Here is a 17,954-nt window from a genome sequence, read left to right on the forward strand (position 1 = left end):
GGATGCGTAATTCATTGGTACCCAGGCGCATTCGGATCGGCGTGCTCGCGGCGATCGCGCTGCTCGGTGCGACGCTGGTGACCGCGTGCGGTTCGGACGACGCCGACGGGCTCACGAAGATCTCCATCGGCGTCGGCGGCAGTATCTTCGACACCCAGCTGCATGTGGCCGACGCCAAAGGCTTCTTCCGGGCCGCGGGCCTGAAGGTCGATTTCGTCTCGCTCACCGCCTCGATCGGTTCTGCTGCGCTGGAATCGGATTCGGTGCAGTTCTACAACGACAGCCCGACCGGCTTCCTGACCGCCGTCGGCCGCAAGATCCCCGAGATCGGGGTCTCGATGAACGCGGTCGGCAATCCGATCGGCCTGATCGTCAGCAAGAGATTCGCCCAGGCGCACCACCTCACCGAGCAGACCCCGCCCGCGACGGTGGCCAAGGCGCTGATCGGTTCCACCGGCGGCGCGAGTTCGTCCACCACCAAGGGCCAGGCCGGAATCTTCCTGCGCGCCTACGGTGTTTCGCCCACCAGCCCGCGCTGGGTGATGCTGCCGAGCCCGGCCGCGGACAAGGCCGCACTCAACAACAATCAGATCGACTGGTTCGTCACCTCGGAGCCGATTCCGCTGGCGGTGCAGGCGGCCGGTGACGGTGTGGTCGTCGCGACGCCGGAAACCGTTCCGGCATGGTCGATTCCGCAGACCGGATACGGCCAGATCGTGGTGGCCCGGCAGAGTTACGTGCAGTCGCACACCGATATCACCCGGAAATTCGTCGGTGCGATCGAGCAGGCCACGAAATACATGCGCGGCCACGAGGACGAATCGCTGAATATCGCGAAGCAGACATTGACGGGCATCCCGGACGCGGTGTTGCTGCGCAGTCTGCGGCAGGTGGATTGGCCCCAGAGCACGTCCATGAACGATTCCGGCTGGAAGACCACCATGGCATTCCTCAATGCCGAGGGTGCGCTGCCCAAGGGCACCAAGCTCACCCACGCCCACTGGACCAACGAATATCTGCCGCACTGACGTTCAGGGTGGACCCGGAAGGAACCGAAATGGTAACCGCGGAGAATATCGAACAGCAGACCGGAAAGGTCGCGACCGCGGCCCCGGCGCGGAAGAAGGTGAAGAGCACCGGGCTGAGCAATGCCGCGATCATCGCCCTGCGCATTCTCGTGATCGTCGCCTTCCTGGCCGTCTGGCAGCTGGTGAGCGGGCCGCTGATCCCGGATTACGCGATCAGCAAACCGACCGAGGTGGCGACGTCACTGTGGAAGGTGCTGGGCTCCGCGGCGGGCTGGATCGATATCTGGGCAACGACTTTCGAGGTGGTGGTCGGTTTCGGGCTGGGTATCGCCCTGGGCGCCGTGCTCGGGTTGCTGCTGGGCACCTTCACCACCGCGGGCCGGGTGCTGGAACCGCTGATGGCCGCGATCAACGGAATTCCCAAGATCGCGCTCGCCCCGCTGTTCATGCTGTTCTTCGGCATCGGGGCCTGGTCCAAGATCACGATCGCGGCCATGGGGGTGGCGTTCGTGATGTTCTACAACATCTATCTGGGCCTGCGGCAGATCGATCGTGAACTCGTGCAGGGAATTCAGATGATGGGCGGGCGCGGTCGTCACACGCTGTTCTACGTGACCATTCCGACGTTGGCGTCACCGTTCTTCGCGGCGCTCAAGGCGGGTGGCCCGCTGGCCATTCTGGGTGTCATCGGCGGGGAATTCATCGCCTCGTCGAAGGGGGTCGGGCACGAATTGTTCAATTCCGCGATGGCGCTGGATGCCGCCGGGGAATTCGCCGGGCTGATCATCCTGGTGGTGATGACCTTGATCCTGAACGGATTCCTCGGTCAACTCGACGCGTACGCGCTCAGACGTCTCGGCCTGGGTGTGCGGCGTCCCGCGCAACGTAGCTGAGCGGAAACTCCCGCAGCACTCAACCGACCACGGCCGCAAGCCATTCCACGACCGGGCGCATCGTCTCCCAGGATCCGCGGATATGTTTTGCGGCACGTGGCGTTTCCAGCCAGTTGGGTGCGCCGAACTCCCGGCTGACCACCAGCGACCGATGCCGCAGCAGGTCGATGCGCGGGTGGTCGGCCGGATAACCCTTGGGCCGGGTCTTGAGCCGGTCGCCGCCGACGGTGAATCCGGCGGCGGTCGCGGCGGCCAGGATCGTTTCCAGTTCGCTCCCGCGGACCTCGTCGTCGATGGTGGCGCGCAGTCGCGAAAGTTGTTCGGGGGAGGCCGAATACAGTCCGCCCGCGACGAAAAGCCCTGCGGCCCCGATCTGTACGTACCAACCCGCGCCCGGCGCCACGTGCGCCACCGCGCCCTGGTGATTCTTGTACGGCGTCTTGTCCTTCGAGAATCGCACATCGCGGTAGGGGCGGAAGATCTTGGCCGGGCCGAAATCGTCTTCCAACTGGGCCACCAGCGCCGTCATCGGCTCGCGGATAGCGGAATCGTAGACGTCTTTGTGTGCGGTCCAGAACGCCTTCGAATTGTCGGCTTCCAGATCCTCGTAGAAGTCGAGTCCAGCCAGCGGGAACCCGATGAAACGGCTCATCGTCCCAACCTAGCGCGGCCCGTCCAGGGTCAGATCCCGCGGGGCGAAATGGTAGACGGCCAGACTCAACACCGTCGCCGCCACCGAGGTCACCGCGGCCCACCTACCGAGCCGTTCGCCCCGCACATGCCCCACCACGCCCAGGATCACCCCGATCGGCCCGAGCAGCCACAGACACGACAGCAGCGCGAGCCCCGCGCAGACGAACGCGATCGCGGAAAACAACCCCGCCACCGGATGCAGCGGCGAGGAGGGCGGATCATCCTGCGGCGGAACGGGATCCGGCCCCGGACACCGCCAGCTTCCGGCGGCGTCGTCCGCGGGCGAGCCCGGCCGCTCGGGTCGATGGCCCCCCGGATACTGCCAACTGGCGTCGGGATTGTCGGATTCCGGTCCCACGCCGCATCCCCTCGCTATCGGTGAAAAGCCTGCACCGTAGGGGTACCACGCCGACGCGTTCCGCGCGCGGCGATCGGCTCAGTCGCCCGGTTCGTCCACGACCTCCATCGCGGCGAGCTCCGCCGGCCGATCATCCTCGGCCCGCTCCTCGTCCCGATGCCGCCGCCGAGTCCACGACTGCTCCAGATCCCGGGAAATCCCCAACCGCCCCCCATCCTCGTGATACCCGATCACCAGATCCCCCGGCGGATCACTGATATACCGCTCATACTCCCGAACCTCGTCGGCCTGCTCGTCATCCCCGAGGTCGTAATCGAGATCCGGTTCGGCCTCGTCGATGTCCAGCACCTCGTCCACCAGCGGATCCCGCTCTTCGTCCGATCCCGATGCCGTGGTCACAACATCACCACCTCTCCACCACAACCGCGCCGTTGCCGATCAGCCCCAACCTACCGCCGATCCAGCGAAGAGAGAATGCACAAACCACCAGCGTTACCGAAGTGCGGACACCAAGACCGCCCAGAAGACAACTATTCCCCTATCCCCCGATGCCGCAGGCGAGCCCCCCACGAACCGTGAGATGCAACGCTCCACCAACCCCCTCGTGACGTGCCCAGCGGCGAATCGTCTCCGTCCCGCTGGAAATCGCCCGCGAAGCGAAAGGCTCAGTAAGCGCACTCCAAGGGTTTTCGGCGCGGCTCGTCGTTCAGCCCTCGAAGCGCATGGCCGGAGGCCGAGTCTCGAGGGGTGAACGACGAGCCACACGGGCGCCGAAAACCCGCCGGAGCGAAGCGGAGGCCAAAAATACAGCCTCAAGCGTTGCCGTTGAACAGGCCGGTCACCGACCCGTTCTCGAAAACCTCACGAATGGTGCGGGCCAGCAGCGGCGCGATGGACAGCACTGTCAGCGACGGGAACTTCTTGTCCTCGGTGATCGGCAGCGTGTTGGTGACGATCACTTCCTTCGCACCACAGGACGACAGCCGCTCGGCGGCCGGGTGCGAGAGCACGCCGTGGGTGGCCGCGATGACGACGTCGCCGGCGCCGGCCTCACGCAGCACGCGCACGGCCTCGGCGATGGTGCCACCGGTGTCGATCATGTCGTCGATCAGGATGCAGGTGCGGCCCTCGACGTCACCGACCGGGCGATGCGACTTGACCTGGTTGGGCACCAACGGATCACGGGTCTTGTGGATGAACGCGACCGGCGCGCCGCTGAGCGAATCGGCCCACTTCTCGGCGACCTTCACGCGGCCCGCGTCGGGGGAGACCACGGTGACGTTATCGGTCGAGTAGTGCGTCCGCACGTACTCCGAGAGCTGCACCAGCGCGTGCATGTGGTCCACCGGCCCGTCGAAGAAGCCCTGGATCTGGTCGGTGTGCAGGTCGACGGTGATGATCCGGTCCGCGCCCGCGGTCTTGAGCATGTCGGCGACCAGGCGCGCGGAGATGGGCTCGCGGCCGCGGTGCTTCTTGTCCTGCCGGGCGTACGGGTAGAAGGGCAGCACCGAGGTGATCCGCTTGGCCGACCCGCGCTTGAGCGCGTCGATCATGATTAGGTGCTCCATCAACCACTCGTTCAACGGAGCCGGAAAGCTTTGCAGCACAAAGGCATCCGAGCCACGCACGGATTCCTCGTACCGGACGAAGATCTCGCCGTTGGCGAAGTCGCGCGCCGTTTGCGGAGTGATGGAGACGTCCAGCTCCTTCGCGACCTGCTCGGCCAACTCGGGGTGAGCGCGCCCCGAGAACAGCATCAGGTTCTTCTGGTTATCGGTCGAGAACGCGGTCACTCTGTGTTGCCATCCTTTTGCTCGGTTGCTTGACTCGCTGTGTCTGCGGCCTCGAGTGCCTCGGCCGCGGCCTGTGCTGACGCGGTCCCTGGACGTTTCCGCTGCACCCAACCCTCGATATTGCGCTGCGCACCGCCCGAGACGGCCAGCGCGCCGGGCGGAACGTTGCTACGCAGCACAGTACCCGCCGCCGTATACGCCCCGTCACCCACCGTGACCGGCGCGATGAACATGGTGTCGCTGCCGGTCCGGACGTGCGAGCCGATCGTGGTGTGGTGCTTGTGCACGCCGTCGTAGTTGACGAACACGCTGGACGCGCCGATGTTGCTGTATTCGCCGATCGTGGCGTCGCCGACGTAGGTCAGATGCGGCACCTTGGTGTGCGCGCCGATCGAGGCGTTCTTGGTCTCCACGAATGCTCCGAGCTTGCCGGAGCCGCCGACGATGGTGCCGGGCCGCAGGTAGGCGAAGGGGCCGATGGTGGCCGTGGCCCCGATGGTCGCGCCCTCGCCGTGGGTGCGCACCACGCGCGCGCCGTCGCCGACGATCACGTCGGTGAGCGTGCTGTCCGGACCGACCTCGGCGTCCTCGCCGATGACGGTGTTGCCCATCAGCTGCACCCCGGGCCGCAGCACCGCGTCGCGGCCGATCCGCACGCTCGCGTCCACCCAGGTACTGGCCGGATCGATGACGGTGACCCCGGCGCGCATGTGCCGCTCCAGGATGTAGCGGTTCAGCGTGCGCGCCGCCGCGGCCATCTGCACCCGGTCGTTGACGCCGGTGACCTTGTTCGCGTCGATCAGCCGCGCGCCGTGCACCGGATGCCCGGCCTCGCGCGCGAGTTTCAGCACATCGGTCAGGTACAGCTCGTGCTGTGCGTTGGCGGTGGTCAACCGGCCGATCATGACCCGCAGCACGGTCGCGTCGAAGACGTACACGCCCGAGTTGACCTCGGTGAGCGCGGCCTGTTCGGGGGTGGCGTCGGCGTGTTCGACGATCTCCAGCACCCGGCCCCGCTCGTCGCGCACGATGCGGCCGTAGCCGTTCGGGTCGTCGGGTTCGAAGGTCAGCACGGTGACCGCGGAACGTTCGGGGTAGCTGCGATGTTCGTCCAGCAGCGCGGAGAGGGTGTGCCCGTCCAGCAGCGGCACGTCCGCGGAGGTGACCAGCAGATCGCCGGTGAAGTCCGCGGGCAGCGAACCCAGGGCGCACTGCACGGCGTGCCCGGTGCCCAGCTGCTGTTCTTGAACGGCCGGGACGATCTCCCGATCCAGTTCCGCCGCAACGGCATTCACCGCCGCGCCGACCTGTTCGCGATCGTGGCCGATGACGGCGACGAGGTAGGTCGGGTCGATCTCGTCGGCGGCGTGCAGCGCGTGCGCGAGCATGCTGCGGCCGGCCATCGAGTGCAGCACCTTGGGAGTCTTGGACCGCATTCGAGTTCCGGCTCCGGCGGCGAGAACAACGACGGCGGTCTGCTGTGGCATGGATCTCCCTCGGCTGGCGGCGTCAGGTGTCGTCGTCAGTATCGGATGTCTCATCGGTATCGCACTGTGGTGAGTCGGGCGCGGCCCACCATAGTCACCGCGCTCCCGAGCTCCGCCGCCAGGACTCGAACCTGAACTAACTGAACCAAAATCAGTGGTGCTGCCATTACACTACGGCGGATTGTCACACCGGCGGATCTCGCGAACCCGCCGCTGCGCCACGGCATGCGCGTAGATCCTCGCACGAGGGGGGTGTCCACTGCCAGTCAGTACCGCCTCTCCGGAATTTCAGCGTGCCGTCGGGAGCCACGAAACCTGCGTTTCGGGTCGTCGGCGGGGTGCGGAAAAACTTTTGGGGGTCCTTCGGAAGTTGCCCGGGTACGTGTGAAATCGGTTGGTGCGCCGGCATCGCGCGGGGGAGCGGCCGGGGAGTCCGACGGTCGGTGCCGGGCGGTGATCGGTGCCGGGAATCGTCGCTGAGTTACCGGTGGTTCTGCGGTGGCCGGAGCGTTGCGGGAGGGGCGGGAATGGGGAAATCACACCGGAAAACGGGGCCGCGGATGTGGTCCGGAACAGTGCGCGCGACAGGGTACGCGAAAGTGCGGCGGGGCGGTCTGGAAGAGTTCTCGGCAAGTTGGACGGATGCGCAGGGAGGTGGTCGGGGATGACCTCGGGTGATTCGAACCGGGTGGGACGCGCACGCATGACCGGAACCCAACGGCGGCAACAGTTGATCGAAATCGGGCGGTCGCTGTTCGCCGAACGGGGGTACGACGCGACCTCGATCGAGGAGATCGCGCAGCGCGCGCAGGTCTCCAAACCCGTTGTCTACGAACATTTCGGCGGTAAAGAGGGCCTGTACGCGGTGGTGGTGGACCGGGAGATGTCCTCACTGCTGAACATGGTCACCTCCTCGCTGACCCGCAACCGCTCCCGGGTGCGACTCGAGCAGGTGGCACTGGCGTTGCTCACCTATATCGAGGAACGCTCCGACGGATTCCGCATTCTGATGCGCGATCAACCCGCCGCCGCAGCCGAGGGCACCTACTCCAGCCTGCTGAACGAGGCGGTCAACCAGGTGGCGCACATCCTGGCCGGGGATTTCGGGCGACGCGGCTTCGACACCAGCCTCGCCACGCTCTACGCGCAGGCACTGGTGGGTATGGTCGCCACGGCCGCGACCTGGTGGCTGGACGCGCGCGAACCCTCCAAGGAGGTGGTCGCGGCGCATCTGGTCAATCTCTGCTGGAACGGTCTGACCCACCTCGAGGCCGATCCGCAACTGGCCTCGGAATGGCCGCGCGGGATTCCCGAATCCTCCGGTGGCGCAACACCCTAATTCGCGCCGGGGCATCGGGATGGGGCGTAATTGGGGGTGGAACTGGACAGTTAACCCAAAAATAGCGACGGAGGCTGGTCTGAATGCTCGATTCCACTGGCGCGGGCCGGTCGGATGGTACGGTTCACCCATCCTTCAAGTGCTGTTCGAGCTGTGATGTCGGTCAACTTCGGGATGTCGGTCTACTTCGGGATGGCTGGATTGAGGACAGGCGGATCTGATGGCTAGGCAAGCGCGCGCGGAGATCACGCGCGATTCCGTCCTTGCGGGCGCGGCCGATGTCTTTCTGCGCCTGGGCTACGCGAACGCGAGCCTGAGCGAGATCATCGCGCAGTCCAATGTCACCAAGGGCGCGTTGTACTTCCACTTCGGCTCCAAGGAGGAGCTCGCGCGCGCCGTGGTCGACCAGGGCAACGAGCGGTTGGTCAGCGCGTGTCAGGGCTTCTTCGATCCGCGGGTGCCCGCCCTCGAGGCATCCATCGGAATCACCTACGTGGTCGCGGATCTCACCATGAACGACCCGATGGTCGGCGCGATGCTCAAGCTGACCCACCAGATCGGCGACTACCGCGGCGCCAGCGGCGACAACATCGCCAAGACCTGGGGCGAAACCCACCGCCTGCTCGCCGAACGCGCTGTGTCCCAAGGCGATCTGAAGCCCGACCTGGACCCCGACACGATCGGCATGCTCCTGCAGGAGATGACCGCGGGCGTGCACATCACCGCCGTCGGCACCGACTCGATCGACCAGATGGCCGTCCGCATGGAGCGTCTCTGGTACTTCCTGCTGCCCTCGATCGTCCCGGAGGAGAAGCTCGCCTACTTCCGCGAGTTCGCCGCCCGGCGCTTGCGCCGCTACGTGCCGTAGGACGAGTAATCAGCCGATGGCCTGAGTGGTACTGGAAAGTTGTACCTGGATGGTACGATATCTCTAGTTCCAGGCTAAGGAGTTGTCGCGATGACGATCAGTGCCAGCGAGGCTCGTTCACGCTTCTTTCCGCTGATTCAACAGGTCAATGATGATCACGTGCCGGTTCGAATCAGCTCGAAGGGTGGCGACGCGATACTCATGTCTGCGGAGGACTACGACTCGTGGCAGGAGACCATCTATCTGCTTCGTTCTCCGGCCAATGCGCGACGGCTGATGGAGGCCGTCGCTCGTGACCGCGCCGGGACGAGCGAGGTGGTCAAGACGATGGATGAACTGGAATCACTGGCGGGTGACGTGTGAGGAGCATCCACTTCGATCCCGTTGCGTGGGAGGACTTTCTGTTCTGGCTCGGTGCGGATCGCAAGATGGCCAAACGCATTACGCGCCTGATCGGTGAGATCCAGCGAGAACCATTCAGCGGGATCGGCAAGCCTGAACCGTTGAAGGGGGAGTTGTCGGGCTATTGGTCGCGGCGCATCGATGATGAGCATCGCCTCGTGTACCGGGCTGACGACAAGGAAGTCAAGATCATGAAGGCGCGGTATCACTACAACGACTGAGTCGGCGGGGACTGGGCGAGGGGTTGTCGGGGGTGGTGTTTAGACTCGGTTGGCCGCCGTCTTATGCCTATTCGCGCCAGGAGTCTGTTCATGTCCAGCCAACGCCCACCTCTTGCGGGACTGGCCGCGGTGGCCGGTGCCGATACCGCGCTTGCCCAGGTCAGGGGGTTGATCGGGCGGTCGCCGGTGGAGTTGGTCGCGCCTTCGGCGGTGCGGCCGTTCGTGGCGGCCACGTTGGCGGGAGTGGCAGGCCCGGAGGCGGCAGCTTGCGTAGCCACGGAGGGACCCGCGGACGCCACATCGGTGCTGCCGGGGGAGCGGTCGCTGGTGGTGGTCACGGCGACGGGGCGGGAGGCCGATGATCTGACCGTCGAGTTGGCGGAGATCGCGGGGGCGGGCGTGGCGTTGTTCCCGTCGTGGGAGACGTTGCCGCACGAGCGGCTCTCGCCCAGCGCCGACACCGTCGGGCGGCGGTTGCAGGTGCTGCGGCGGCTGGCGCATCCCGACGATCCCTATGTCGAGCCGTTGCGGATCGTGGTGACCACGGTGCGGTCGCTGATGCAGCCGATGGCCTCGGGGCTGGGGGATATCGAACCGGTCGTGCTGCGGGTCGGCGCGGAGTTCGAATTGGACGAATTGGCCGCTCGGCTGGTCGAATTCGCGTACGAGCGGGTCGACATGGTCGGCAAGCGCGGCGAGTTCGCGGTGCGCGGCGGCATTCTGGACATCTTCCCGCCGACCGCGGATCACCCTGTGCGCGTGGAGTTCTGGGGTGAGGAGGTCAGCGAGCTGCGGCCGTTCTCGGTGGCCGATCAGCGTTCGCTGACCGATGTCGCGGTGGAAGTCGTTGTGGCGCAACCGTGTCGCGAGCTGCTGCTGACTGCGGAGCTGCGCGCCCGCGCGGCCGAGGTGGCCGCGGACAACGCCGCCGACGCCGCCCTGGTGGAGATGCTGGACAAACTGGCCCAGGGCGTCGCCGTGGAGGGTATGGAGGCGCTGCTGCCGGTGCTGCGGCCGCAGGGTTTGCAGTTGCTCACCGACGTGCTGCCCGCCGGAACCCATGTGCTGCTGTGTGATCCGGAGAAGATCCGCACCCGCGCCGCCGATCTGGTGCGCACCGGTCAGGAATTCCTGGAAGCCTCCTGGACCGCGGCCTCGTTCGGCGCCACGGCCCCGCTGGGCGCGCACGGCCTGGACCTGGCGGCCTCGGCCTATCGCGGCCTGGACGTCATCCACGCCGACGCCGACGCCCGCGAATTGCCCTGGTGGACACTGAGTCCGCTGGCCTCGGGCGATCCGGCGGAGGTCGTGCTGCCGGTGCTGTCCGCACCGGCCGCGCGTGGTTCGGACGAACTCGTCGCGACCGTCTTCGCCTCGCTGCGCGCGCACGTGAGCACCGGCGGCCGCGCGGTCATCGTGGTCGCGGGACACGGTACGGCACAACGCATTCTGGAACGTCTCGCCGATGCCGAGGTGCCCGCGGCGACACTCGAGCCCGGTGCCGAACCGGTGCGCGGACTGGTCGGGGTGCTGTGCGGTTCGCTGCACGACGGCGTGGTCTTCGACGACGCGAAACTCGTCGTCATCGCCGAATCGGATCTGACCGGCAACCGCGTCACCGCACCCGGCGAGGGCAAGAAGCTGCCCGCGCGCCGCCGCAACCAGGTCGATCCGCTCGCGCTGAGCTCCGGCGACATGGTCGTGCACGATCAGCACGGCATCGGCCGGTTCGTGGAGATGATCGAACGCACCATCGGCGGCGCGCGCCGGGAGTACCTGGTCATCGAGTACGCGCCGAGCAAACGTGGTCAGCCCGGCGACCGGCTGTTCGTGCCGATGGATTCGCTGGATCAGCTCTCGCGCTACGTCGGCGGTGAGCTGCCGAGCCTGTCCAAACTCGGCGGTTCGGACTGGTCGAATACGAAACGCAAGGCGCGCAAGGCCGTTCGCGAGATCGCGACCGAACTGGTGCAGCTGTACGCGGCGCGCCAAGCCGCTCCCGGACACGCCTTCGCCCCGGACAGCCCGTGGCAGCAGGAGATGGAGGACGCGTTCGCGTTCACCGAGACGCACGATCAGCTCACCGCCATCGCCGAGGTCAAGGCCGATATGGAGAAGGCCGTCCCGATGGACCGGGTGATCTGCGGCGACGTCGGTTACGGCAAGACCGAGATCGCGGTGCGGGCGGCGTTCAAGGCGGTGCAGGACGGTAAGCAGGTCGCGGTGCTGGTGCCGACAACGCTACTGGCGCAACAACATCTGCAAACCTTCGCCGAGCGCGTCGCGGGATTCCCGATCACCGTGAAGGGCCTGTCCCGCTTCACCGATCCGGCCGAATCGCGAGAAGTGCTGGAGGGCATGACAACCGGTGACGTCGACATCGTCGTCGGCACGCACCGGCTGTTGCAGACCGGGGTGCGGTGGAAGGATCTGGGCCTGGTCGTCATCGACGAGGAACAGCGTTTCGGCGTCGAGCACAAGGAGCACATCAAGGCGTTGCGCACGCACGTGGACATGCTGACCATGTCCGCGACGCCGATTCCGCGCACCCTGGAGATGAGCCTGGCCGGGATCCGCGAGATGTCGACCATTCTGACCCCGCCCGAGGAGCGTCATCCGATCCTGACCTACGTCGGCGGCTACAACGACAAACAGGTCGCCGCCGCCATCCGCCGCGAACTGCTGCGCGACGGTCAGGTGTTCTACGTGCACAACCGGGTGTCCTCGATCGACAAGGCGGCCAAGCGGATTCGCGATCTGGTGCCCGAGGCGCGGGTGGCGATCGCGCACGGTCAGATGAATGAGGACACGCTGGAGCGGACCGTGCAGGGGTTCTGGGAGCGGGAGACCGATGTGCTGGTGTGCACCACCATCATCGAGACCGGCCTGGACATCTCCAATGCCAATACGTTGATCGTGGAACGCGCTGACACACTGGGTCTTTCGCAGCTGCACCAGTTGCGCGGCCGGGTCGGGCGCAGTCGCGAGCGCGGCTACGCGTACTTCCTGTATCCGCCGGAGAAGCCGCTCACCGAGACCGCCTACGACCGGCTGGCCACCATTTCGCAGAATTCGGATCTGGGCGCGGGTATGGCCGTGGCGATGAAGGATCTCGAAATCCGCGGCGCCGGAAACGTTCTCGGCGCGGAGCAGTCCGGGCATGTCGCCGGGGTCGGTTTCGATCTGTATGTGCGACTGGTCGGCGAGGCCGTGGAGGCGTATCGCGCGGCCGCGGACGGGCGGCCGATCGTCACCGACGAGGAGGTCAAGGAGGTGCGCATCGATCTGCCGGTGGACGCGCACATCCCGCCCGACTACATCGCCAGCGACCGGCTGCGGCTCGAGGGTTATCGCAAACTCGCTGCGGCACAGGATGATGCGGCGTTGGCGACGGTGGTGGAGGAGCTCGTCGACCGGTACGGGCCGCTGCCGGTGGAGGTCGGGCGGCTGGTGTCGGTGGCCCGACTGCGGTTGCTGTGCCGGGAGTACGGGCTCACCGAGGTCGGCGTCACCGGGACCACCCTCAAGATCTCGCCGATGCAGCTGCCCGACTCGAAACAGTTGCGCCTCAAGCGTCTCTACCCGACGGCCACCTACCGCCCGACCACCGGCATCGTGCAACTGGCGCTGCCTCGGGTGCAGGACAGCGTCGGGGCGGCCCGCGTGCGTGATGTGCAACTGCTCCAGTTCATCGCCGACATGCTGCTCGCGTTGGACGGAAAGCCCCAGGGCACAGTCGATCTGAGCGTTGCCACGGAAGTGTCGGTCGCGCGATGAGCCGGTGTGCTCGGGCTGCGTGGGTGTTCGTGTGCGCGGAACGATGATTCGGTGACGGTCATGTGCCGGGGTGTGGAGATGGAGGTCGGGTGACCATCGATCGTGAGGACCGTGCGGCCGATTCCGAACAGGTCGCGCACGGATTGTCCGAGGCCGTCGAGGTGATGGACCGGCTGTGGAGTTTCGGCGGCTGGGAGATCACCCAGACGCACGACTCGCTGCGCCCCTACCTGCTCGAGGAGACCTACGAACTCCTCGACGCCATCCAGCAGGGCGATACCGAAACCATCCGGGAGGAACTCGGCGATCTGCTGCTACAGGTCCTGTTCCATTCCCGAATCGCCGAGGCCGCAGGCGAATTCACCGTCGACGACGTAGCCGCCGCCCTGGTCGCCAAGCTCGTGAACCGCAGCCCGCACCTCCGCGACGTCCCGATCGATCCGAACGCGACGGTAGCGGAGAAGATAGCCGCCCAGGAAAAGGCCTGGGAGGAACGCAAATCCGCGGAGAAGTCCCGCCGCTCCTGCCTCGACGGCATAGCCCTGGCCCAACCCGCCCTCGCCCTGGCCGAAAAGGTCCGCACCCGCAGCGCCAAGGCGGGCCTCCCCGAAGACCTCGTCCCCGACCTCCTGCGAGTAATCCACCTCGGCGAGGACGAAAGCGCCGAGGAACGCCTCCGCAAAGCCACCCTCACCTTCGCCACCGCCATCCGCACCACCGAGAACACCGCCGAACAGTCCCGCGGCCACCGCCTCCCCCTCACCCCCGACGACTGGCGCACCTACTGGCCCCGTTGACGTGAGGTGCCTGGTGGCCCGCCGAAGGTCGAATCTGCGATGATCCCTGACATGAGCGCCCCCGAGAAGCGGTGCGAACTCCGGTTGACCTCAGAGGAATTCGCCGACGGCAAGGCCGACGGTCTCGGCGACATCGAGATCGTGCAGGGGCTGGTCATCCGAATGATCGCCCCGAGCCCGCTGCACAGCCGTGTCGTCCGGCGGCTGGCCGGGATGCTGGAAGACGCGCGTCGGCCCGGTGGTCCGTGCATGGTGGTCGACTCCGACGTCGCGGCACGATTCGTGGATTCGGAGTCGCCGGTCGAGGACCGGCGCTTGAACATCCGCTATCCCGACGTGTGGATTCGCGATTGCGAGCCCTACGACGTCAACTCCGTGCGCGAACACATCCTGCTGGTGGTCGAGGTGACATCCGGATCGACCATCGATGTGGATATCAACGACAAGCGGATTCAGTACGCGACAGCGGGAATTCCCCGGTACCTCATCGTCCGGCTCGATCAGAAGGAAGAGCGGATCGAGGAGATCGAGGAATACCGGCTGGACTGGTCGGGGCGGCGCTATCTGGTGCACACCGTGCATCGGCGGGTGCTGCTGCTCGATGAGCCGGTCGAGGCGACGATTCCGTTCGACGCACTGGAGCGGGTGTAGGGGCGAAGGTGGTGGCGGTGGTGAGTGGGCGGTGGTAGTCGGGATTCGGCGGCGGGAGTTGGCGCTGGCCGTGGTGTTGGCGGGGGTGTCGGGGTTTCTGGATGCGGTGGGGTACATCTCGCTCGGCGGGTACTTCGTGTCGTTCATCAGCGGGAATTCCACGACGATGGCCGCGGAGGCGGCGCAGGGGGCGTGGCACGGGGCCGGGCGGGCGATGGGGCTGGTGGGGTTGTTCTTCGTGGGGGTGCTGGCGGGGTCGGTGCTGTCGCGGATCGGGGACGGGCGGACGGTGGTGCTGTGGGCCACGACCGGGCTGGTGACGGTGTCGGCGGTGGCGCGTTCGCTCGGGGTGGGGGTGCCCGCCGTGCTGCTGATCGCGGTGGCGATGGGGCTGCTCAACGCGACGTTCCTGCGTGGCGGGGAGGTCTCGGTCGGACTCACCTATATGACGGGCACGCTGGTGAAGGCGGGTCAGCGGCTCGTCGACGCGCTGACCGGCGGCCCGAGGTGGGCGTGGGCCCGGCACATGGTGCTGTGGGTGGCGTTGACGGGCGGGGCGCTGGGCGGGGCCTTCGCGTACGCGCACTGGCATCTGGCGGCCTTCTGGATCGCGGACGGCGTGCTGTTCGCCGCGGCCGTCACCACGACAGTGGTGCGCCGGGTCACGCAGACAGCGATCGAAACCCCACGCTCGTGAGGTCGCCCGGCGTGGTCAGGTGCTCAGCCCTCGGCGAGATAACGCTCGACGCTCGCCACCTTCGAACTCATCGCATCGCTCACCCCGGGCCGCACATCGGCCTTGATGACCAGACTGCACCGCGAGGAAACGGCCATGACCGCATCGGTGGCCTGTTTGATCACCGCCATCACCTCGTCCCATTCGCCCTCGACGGTGGTGTACATGGCGGTGGTCTCATTGGGCAGCCCGCTGGCCCGCACGACCCGCACCGCCTCGGCGACCGCGCGCCCGACCTCCTCGCCGGCCCCGATGGGCGTGATCGAGAAGGCCGCGATCACTGGCGCGCCTCGGCCAGCGAACGCAATGTCGCCACCCGCGATTCGAGATAGTGCAGCTCCGATTCGTCCAGCACGTCGCGCTGGATGCCGGTGGTGATGGCGAATGCGGACTGGTGATGATCGTCGATCACATCGACATCGATATCCACGGCGGTGTAATCATCCGCACCCGGCATCGGATCGGCCAGCACATGCGCCCGCCCGCGCGCGCACAACGCGACATTACCGCCGCCGAGAATCAACAGCGCCACTTCGGGCCGCGCCCGCAGGCGCGCCAGCGAACCGCGATCGGACTTGAGGCTCAACAGAATTCGACGATCTCCGGCGCGCACCGGCCAGGAGACGGGAATGGCGTGCGGAGCCGGATCGGTCGTCACGAGAACCGCGATCGTATCCGTCGGCCACTCCGGCAGGGAGTCCAGTTCGGGATGTTCGATCGAGGACTCGTGACGTTCGGGGGCTCCGGTTACCATTTTCTGCTCACCTCGCGGTCGGCTGTGCGGCGGGCTGTGCCACTCGTAGCAGTGTAAGCCGTTGCGCCGCATGCCCGCTGGCTTCGCACACTCTTCGCAATGCGGTACGGGTGCGGATGGGTATGCCTAACCTCAATTGTGGATGAGAGGTCTGTGCGGCACGATCACTTGCCGCTTGTTCGCGACGATTTCGTTACCGGCGTGAAAAATGCTGCGGACCTGCGCAGGTATGGATTGACTAATCGGTCTCGCGCGTTGCATCATTCGTAACAGTTCCTCGTCGAGTCGAGGTCTGGAGAGTTACCGGCCGATGGCCGTCCGGTGAAGTTCGCCGGTCGGCGCAGTGCGTGGGGTGTACGCGCGTTCGGCGATCGTCACGACAATCAGCGACGCTGCGACGCGTCCGTCCGTGAGTGAGGTGAGAACCGATGGAATTGCGATCCCTTCGCTACAGATTGTGGGCAGCCTTCCCGAGCGGTCCCACCACGGTGGCGCGAATCCGGGTTCTTCCCTAGCGCTTTCGAAGGCGTCTCGAGCCCTCCGCGATGATCGCGGAAGGCGTTGTGCAGGTTTGTCATTCAGGGGTGTGGATGCCCGGATTCCGTCGATTCGACGGGTGTGGGCCGATGTGGAAAACAGGAGAACGGTGATGACGGAATTCGATGCGGTGGGCGTGACCGGCTGGGCCGAGGGGTCCAATGCGGTGCGCAATCTGTCGGTGTCGGCCGCGGTGGTAGACGATTTGCATTATCTGCGAACCGAATTCGCCGCTGCGGAGGTTCCGATTCTGCTGGTGCGAGATGCCGCGAGTCGTCCGGTACTGGCCGTGGATTCGGTGTACCGCACCGCGTTGCGCCGGGTGCTGGGCGCCTCGATGATCGCCGGATTCTCCTGTAACGAATTGCGCCACAATGTGATCCGGCTGGGCCGGGATGCCGATCCGGCCCATCACGTGGATATCGAACTCTGGGATCACCACGGCGACACCGTCGAATGCCCGCGCCCGAATGCGTTGACCCGCACCGTATTCGACCTCGCCGACGTCACCCGGAGCACGGTCCTGCTGTTCGACACCAGCTGGCCGACGCTCGACGGCATGTTCGCCCCGCACCCTACCGACGTCGGGTTCGACATCGATATCGTCTTCTCCTGGGTGGACGGTACCGATCCCGAATTCCGTGCTCGCCGTGCGGGAATGATGGCGCAGGTCGTCGTCGGCGAAGGTGATGCCGCCGACGCCCGTATCCGCCAGATCGACGAGTTGCGGTACGCGCTGCGCTCGGTGCACAAGAACGCGCCCTGGATCCGGCGCATCTTCATCGCCACCGATTCGGCCGTACCCGCCTGGCTGGCACAGGATCCCAAGGTGACGATCGTGCGCGCGGTGGATCACTTCCCGGACACCAGCGGGCTGCCGGTGTTCAATTCGCACGCCGTGGAATGCCAGCTGCACCACATCGACGGCCTGTCCGAACACTTCCTGTACTCCAACGACGACATGTTCTTCGCCCGGCCGACCCGGCCGTCGATGTTCTTCACCCCCGCCGGGATCAGCCGGTTCATCGAGGCGGGCACCCGCATCGGCCCGGGGGAGAACAACGAACGGCGCAGCGGCTTCGAGAACGCGGCCCGGGTGAACCGCCAGCTGCTCGCCCGCCGCTTCGGTCCGCTGCTCACCCGGCATCTGGAACACACCCCGGTTCCGTTGCGCCGCAGCGTATTGCGTGAGATGGAACACGAGTTCGCGGCGGATTTCGCCCGCACCCGGGCCAGCCGGTTCCGCGCGGCCACCGACATCTCGGTCACCAATTCGCTGTACCACTACTACGCCCTGCTCACCGGCCGCGCGGTGCCGCAGGAGTCGGCGAAGATGCGCTACGTCGACACCACCAGCCACCACGGCCTGGGCATGCTCGCGGGCCTGTCCCGCCGCCGCAACGTCGACTTCTTCTGCCTCAACGACGGCAGCTTCCCGGAGGTCGCCGAAGCCGAACGGGTCCGCACGGTCTCGGAATTCCTCCAGGGCTACTTCCCCGATCCGGCCCCGTGGGAACTCATCACCGACGACGATCCGCTCGCCGCCCTCGAACCCGGTGCGGCATAACCGGATTCGCCGTGAAACAGCTGATCTCGGGCGACGCGGCGGAATCCGGTGTG

18 protein-coding genes and 1 tRNA gene are annotated in these 17,954 nt (G+C 66.4%); 11 read left to right on the top strand and 8 right to left on the bottom strand.

Annotated features, from left to right (window positions below; translation table 11 throughout):
* Positions 1–2: 2 nt before the first annotated feature.
* Both NRB20_RS13635 and NRB20_RS13640 read left to right on the top strand, forming a co-directional pair.
* A complete protein-coding gene (locus tag NRB20_RS13635; protein ID WP_153410487.1) occupies positions 3–1,028 on the top strand; it encodes an ABC transporter substrate-binding protein in 1,026 nt (341 codons plus the stop codon).
* Positions 1,029–1,057: 29 nt separating this feature from the next.
* Entirely contained in the window at positions 1,058–1,921 is an 864-nt protein-coding gene (locus NRB20_RS13640; protein ID WP_153410488.1) for an ABC transporter permease, read from the top strand.
* Positions 1,922–1,940: 19 nt separating this feature from the next.
* On the opposite strand, the gene NRB20_RS13645 is transcribed toward NRB20_RS13640, so the two are convergent.
* The 6 genes from NRB20_RS13645 to NRB20_RS13670 form a co-directional block, all read right to left on the bottom strand.
* Entirely contained in the window at positions 1,941–2,573 is a 633-nt protein-coding gene (locus NRB20_RS13645) for a DUF2461 domain-containing protein (protein WP_153410489.1), read from the bottom strand.
* A gap of 9 nt (positions 2,574–2,582) precedes the next feature.
* Positions 2,583–2,972 carry a hypothetical protein gene (locus tag NRB20_RS13650; RefSeq protein WP_153410490.1) on the bottom strand — a complete coding sequence of 130 codons (390 nt, stop codon included), beginning with the start codon at positions 2,970–2,972 and terminating at the stop codon, positions 2,583–2,585.
* Positions 2,973–3,050: 78 nt separating this feature from the next.
* Complete coding sequence (locus tag NRB20_RS13655) at positions 3,051–3,371, bottom strand: hypothetical protein (protein ID WP_319944861.1); 321 nt, start codon at positions 3,369–3,371, stop codon at positions 3,051–3,053.
* 413 nt (positions 3,372–3,784) lie between these two features.
* Positions 3,785–4,765, bottom strand: coding sequence for a ribose-phosphate diphosphokinase (locus tag NRB20_RS13660; protein WP_319944862.1), 981 nt, complete (start codon positions 4,763–4,765; stop codon positions 3,785–3,787).
* Entirely contained in the window at positions 4,762–6,252 is a 1,491-nt protein-coding gene (gene glmU / locus NRB20_RS13665; protein ID WP_153410491.1) for a bifunctional UDP-N-acetylglucosamine diphosphorylase/glucosamine-1-phosphate N-acetyltransferase GlmU, read from the bottom strand. Before glmU ends, NRB20_RS13660 begins: the two co-directional genes overlap by 4 nt.
* A gap of 110 nt (positions 6,253–6,362) precedes the next feature.
* A tRNA-Gln gene (locus NRB20_RS13670) sits at positions 6,363–6,433 on the bottom strand.
* A 522-nt stretch (positions 6,434–6,955) separates the two neighbouring features.
* Between NRB20_RS13670 and NRB20_RS13675 the strand changes: the two genes are divergently transcribed.
* The 8 genes from NRB20_RS13675 to NRB20_RS13710 all read left to right on the top strand — a co-directional run bounded on the left by NRB20_RS13675 (position 6,956) and on the right by NRB20_RS13710 (position 15,004).
* Positions 6,956–7,591 carry a TetR/AcrR family transcriptional regulator gene (locus tag NRB20_RS13675; RefSeq protein WP_194289838.1) on the top strand — a complete coding sequence of 212 codons (636 nt, stop codon included), beginning with the start codon at positions 6,956–6,958 and terminating at the stop codon, positions 7,589–7,591.
* 220 nt (positions 7,592–7,811) lie between these two features.
* Positions 7,812–8,459, top strand: coding sequence for a TetR/AcrR family transcriptional regulator (locus tag NRB20_RS13680; RefSeq protein WP_153410493.1), 648 nt, complete (start codon positions 7,812–7,814; stop codon positions 8,457–8,459).
* 90 nt (positions 8,460–8,549) lie between these two features.
* The gene (locus tag NRB20_RS13685; protein ID WP_153410494.1) at positions 8,550–8,822 is read left to right on the top strand and encodes a type II toxin-antitoxin system Phd/YefM family antitoxin; all 273 of its coding nucleotides are present in this window, start codon (positions 8,550–8,552) and stop codon (positions 8,820–8,822) included.
* Entirely contained in the window at positions 8,819–9,082 is a 264-nt protein-coding gene (locus tag NRB20_RS13690; RefSeq protein WP_319944863.1) for a Txe/YoeB family addiction module toxin, read from the top strand. Before NRB20_RS13685 ends, NRB20_RS13690 begins: the two co-directional genes overlap by 4 nt.
* Positions 9,083–9,172: 90 nt before the next feature.
* Positions 9,173–12,859: a transcription-repair coupling factor gene (gene mfd, locus NRB20_RS13695; RefSeq protein ID WP_153410495.1), complete on the top strand. Its 3,687-nt coding sequence runs from the start codon at positions 9,173–9,175 to the stop codon at positions 12,857–12,859.
* A 164-nt stretch (positions 12,860–13,023) separates the two neighbouring features.
* Entirely contained in the window at positions 13,024–13,656 is a 633-nt protein-coding gene (locus NRB20_RS13700; protein ID WP_153410771.1) for a MazG family protein, read from the top strand.
* A 51-nt stretch (positions 13,657–13,707) separates the two neighbouring features.
* Positions 13,708–14,307: a Uma2 family endonuclease gene (locus NRB20_RS13705; RefSeq protein ID WP_153410496.1), complete on the top strand. Its 600-nt coding sequence runs from the start codon at positions 13,708–13,710 to the stop codon at positions 14,305–14,307.
* Between the two features lie 58 nt (positions 14,308–14,365).
* Entirely contained in the window at positions 14,366–15,004 is a 639-nt protein-coding gene (locus NRB20_RS13710; protein WP_194289861.1) for a YoaK family protein, read from the top strand.
* Between the two features lie 23 nt (positions 15,005–15,027).
* Here the strand turns inward: NRB20_RS13710 and NRB20_RS13715 are convergent, their stop codons facing one another.
* On the bottom strand, positions 15,028–15,324 hold the full coding sequence (locus NRB20_RS13715; protein ID WP_319944864.1) for an MTH1187 family thiamine-binding protein: 297 nt from the start codon (positions 15,322–15,324) through the stop codon (positions 15,028–15,030).
* The gene (locus NRB20_RS13720; protein ID WP_153410498.1) at positions 15,321–15,797 is read right to left on the bottom strand and encodes a pyridoxamine 5'-phosphate oxidase family protein; all 477 of its coding nucleotides are present in this window, start codon (positions 15,795–15,797) and stop codon (positions 15,321–15,323) included. Before NRB20_RS13720 ends, NRB20_RS13715 begins: the two co-directional genes overlap by 4 nt.
* A 649-nt stretch (positions 15,798–16,446) precedes the next feature.
* On the opposite strand from NRB20_RS13720, the gene NRB20_RS13725 reads away from it, so the two are divergent.
* Entirely contained in the window at positions 16,447–17,901 is a 1,455-nt protein-coding gene (locus NRB20_RS13725; RefSeq protein ID WP_153410499.1) for a stealth family protein, read from the top strand.
* The last annotated feature ends 53 nt before the right edge of the window (positions 17,902–17,954 follow it).

Origin of the sequence: Nocardia macrotermitis, assembly GCF_009604405.1 — a bacterium.
Classification (GTDB): domain Bacteria; phylum Actinomycetota; class Actinomycetes; order Mycobacteriales; family Mycobacteriaceae; genus Nocardia; species Nocardia macrotermitis.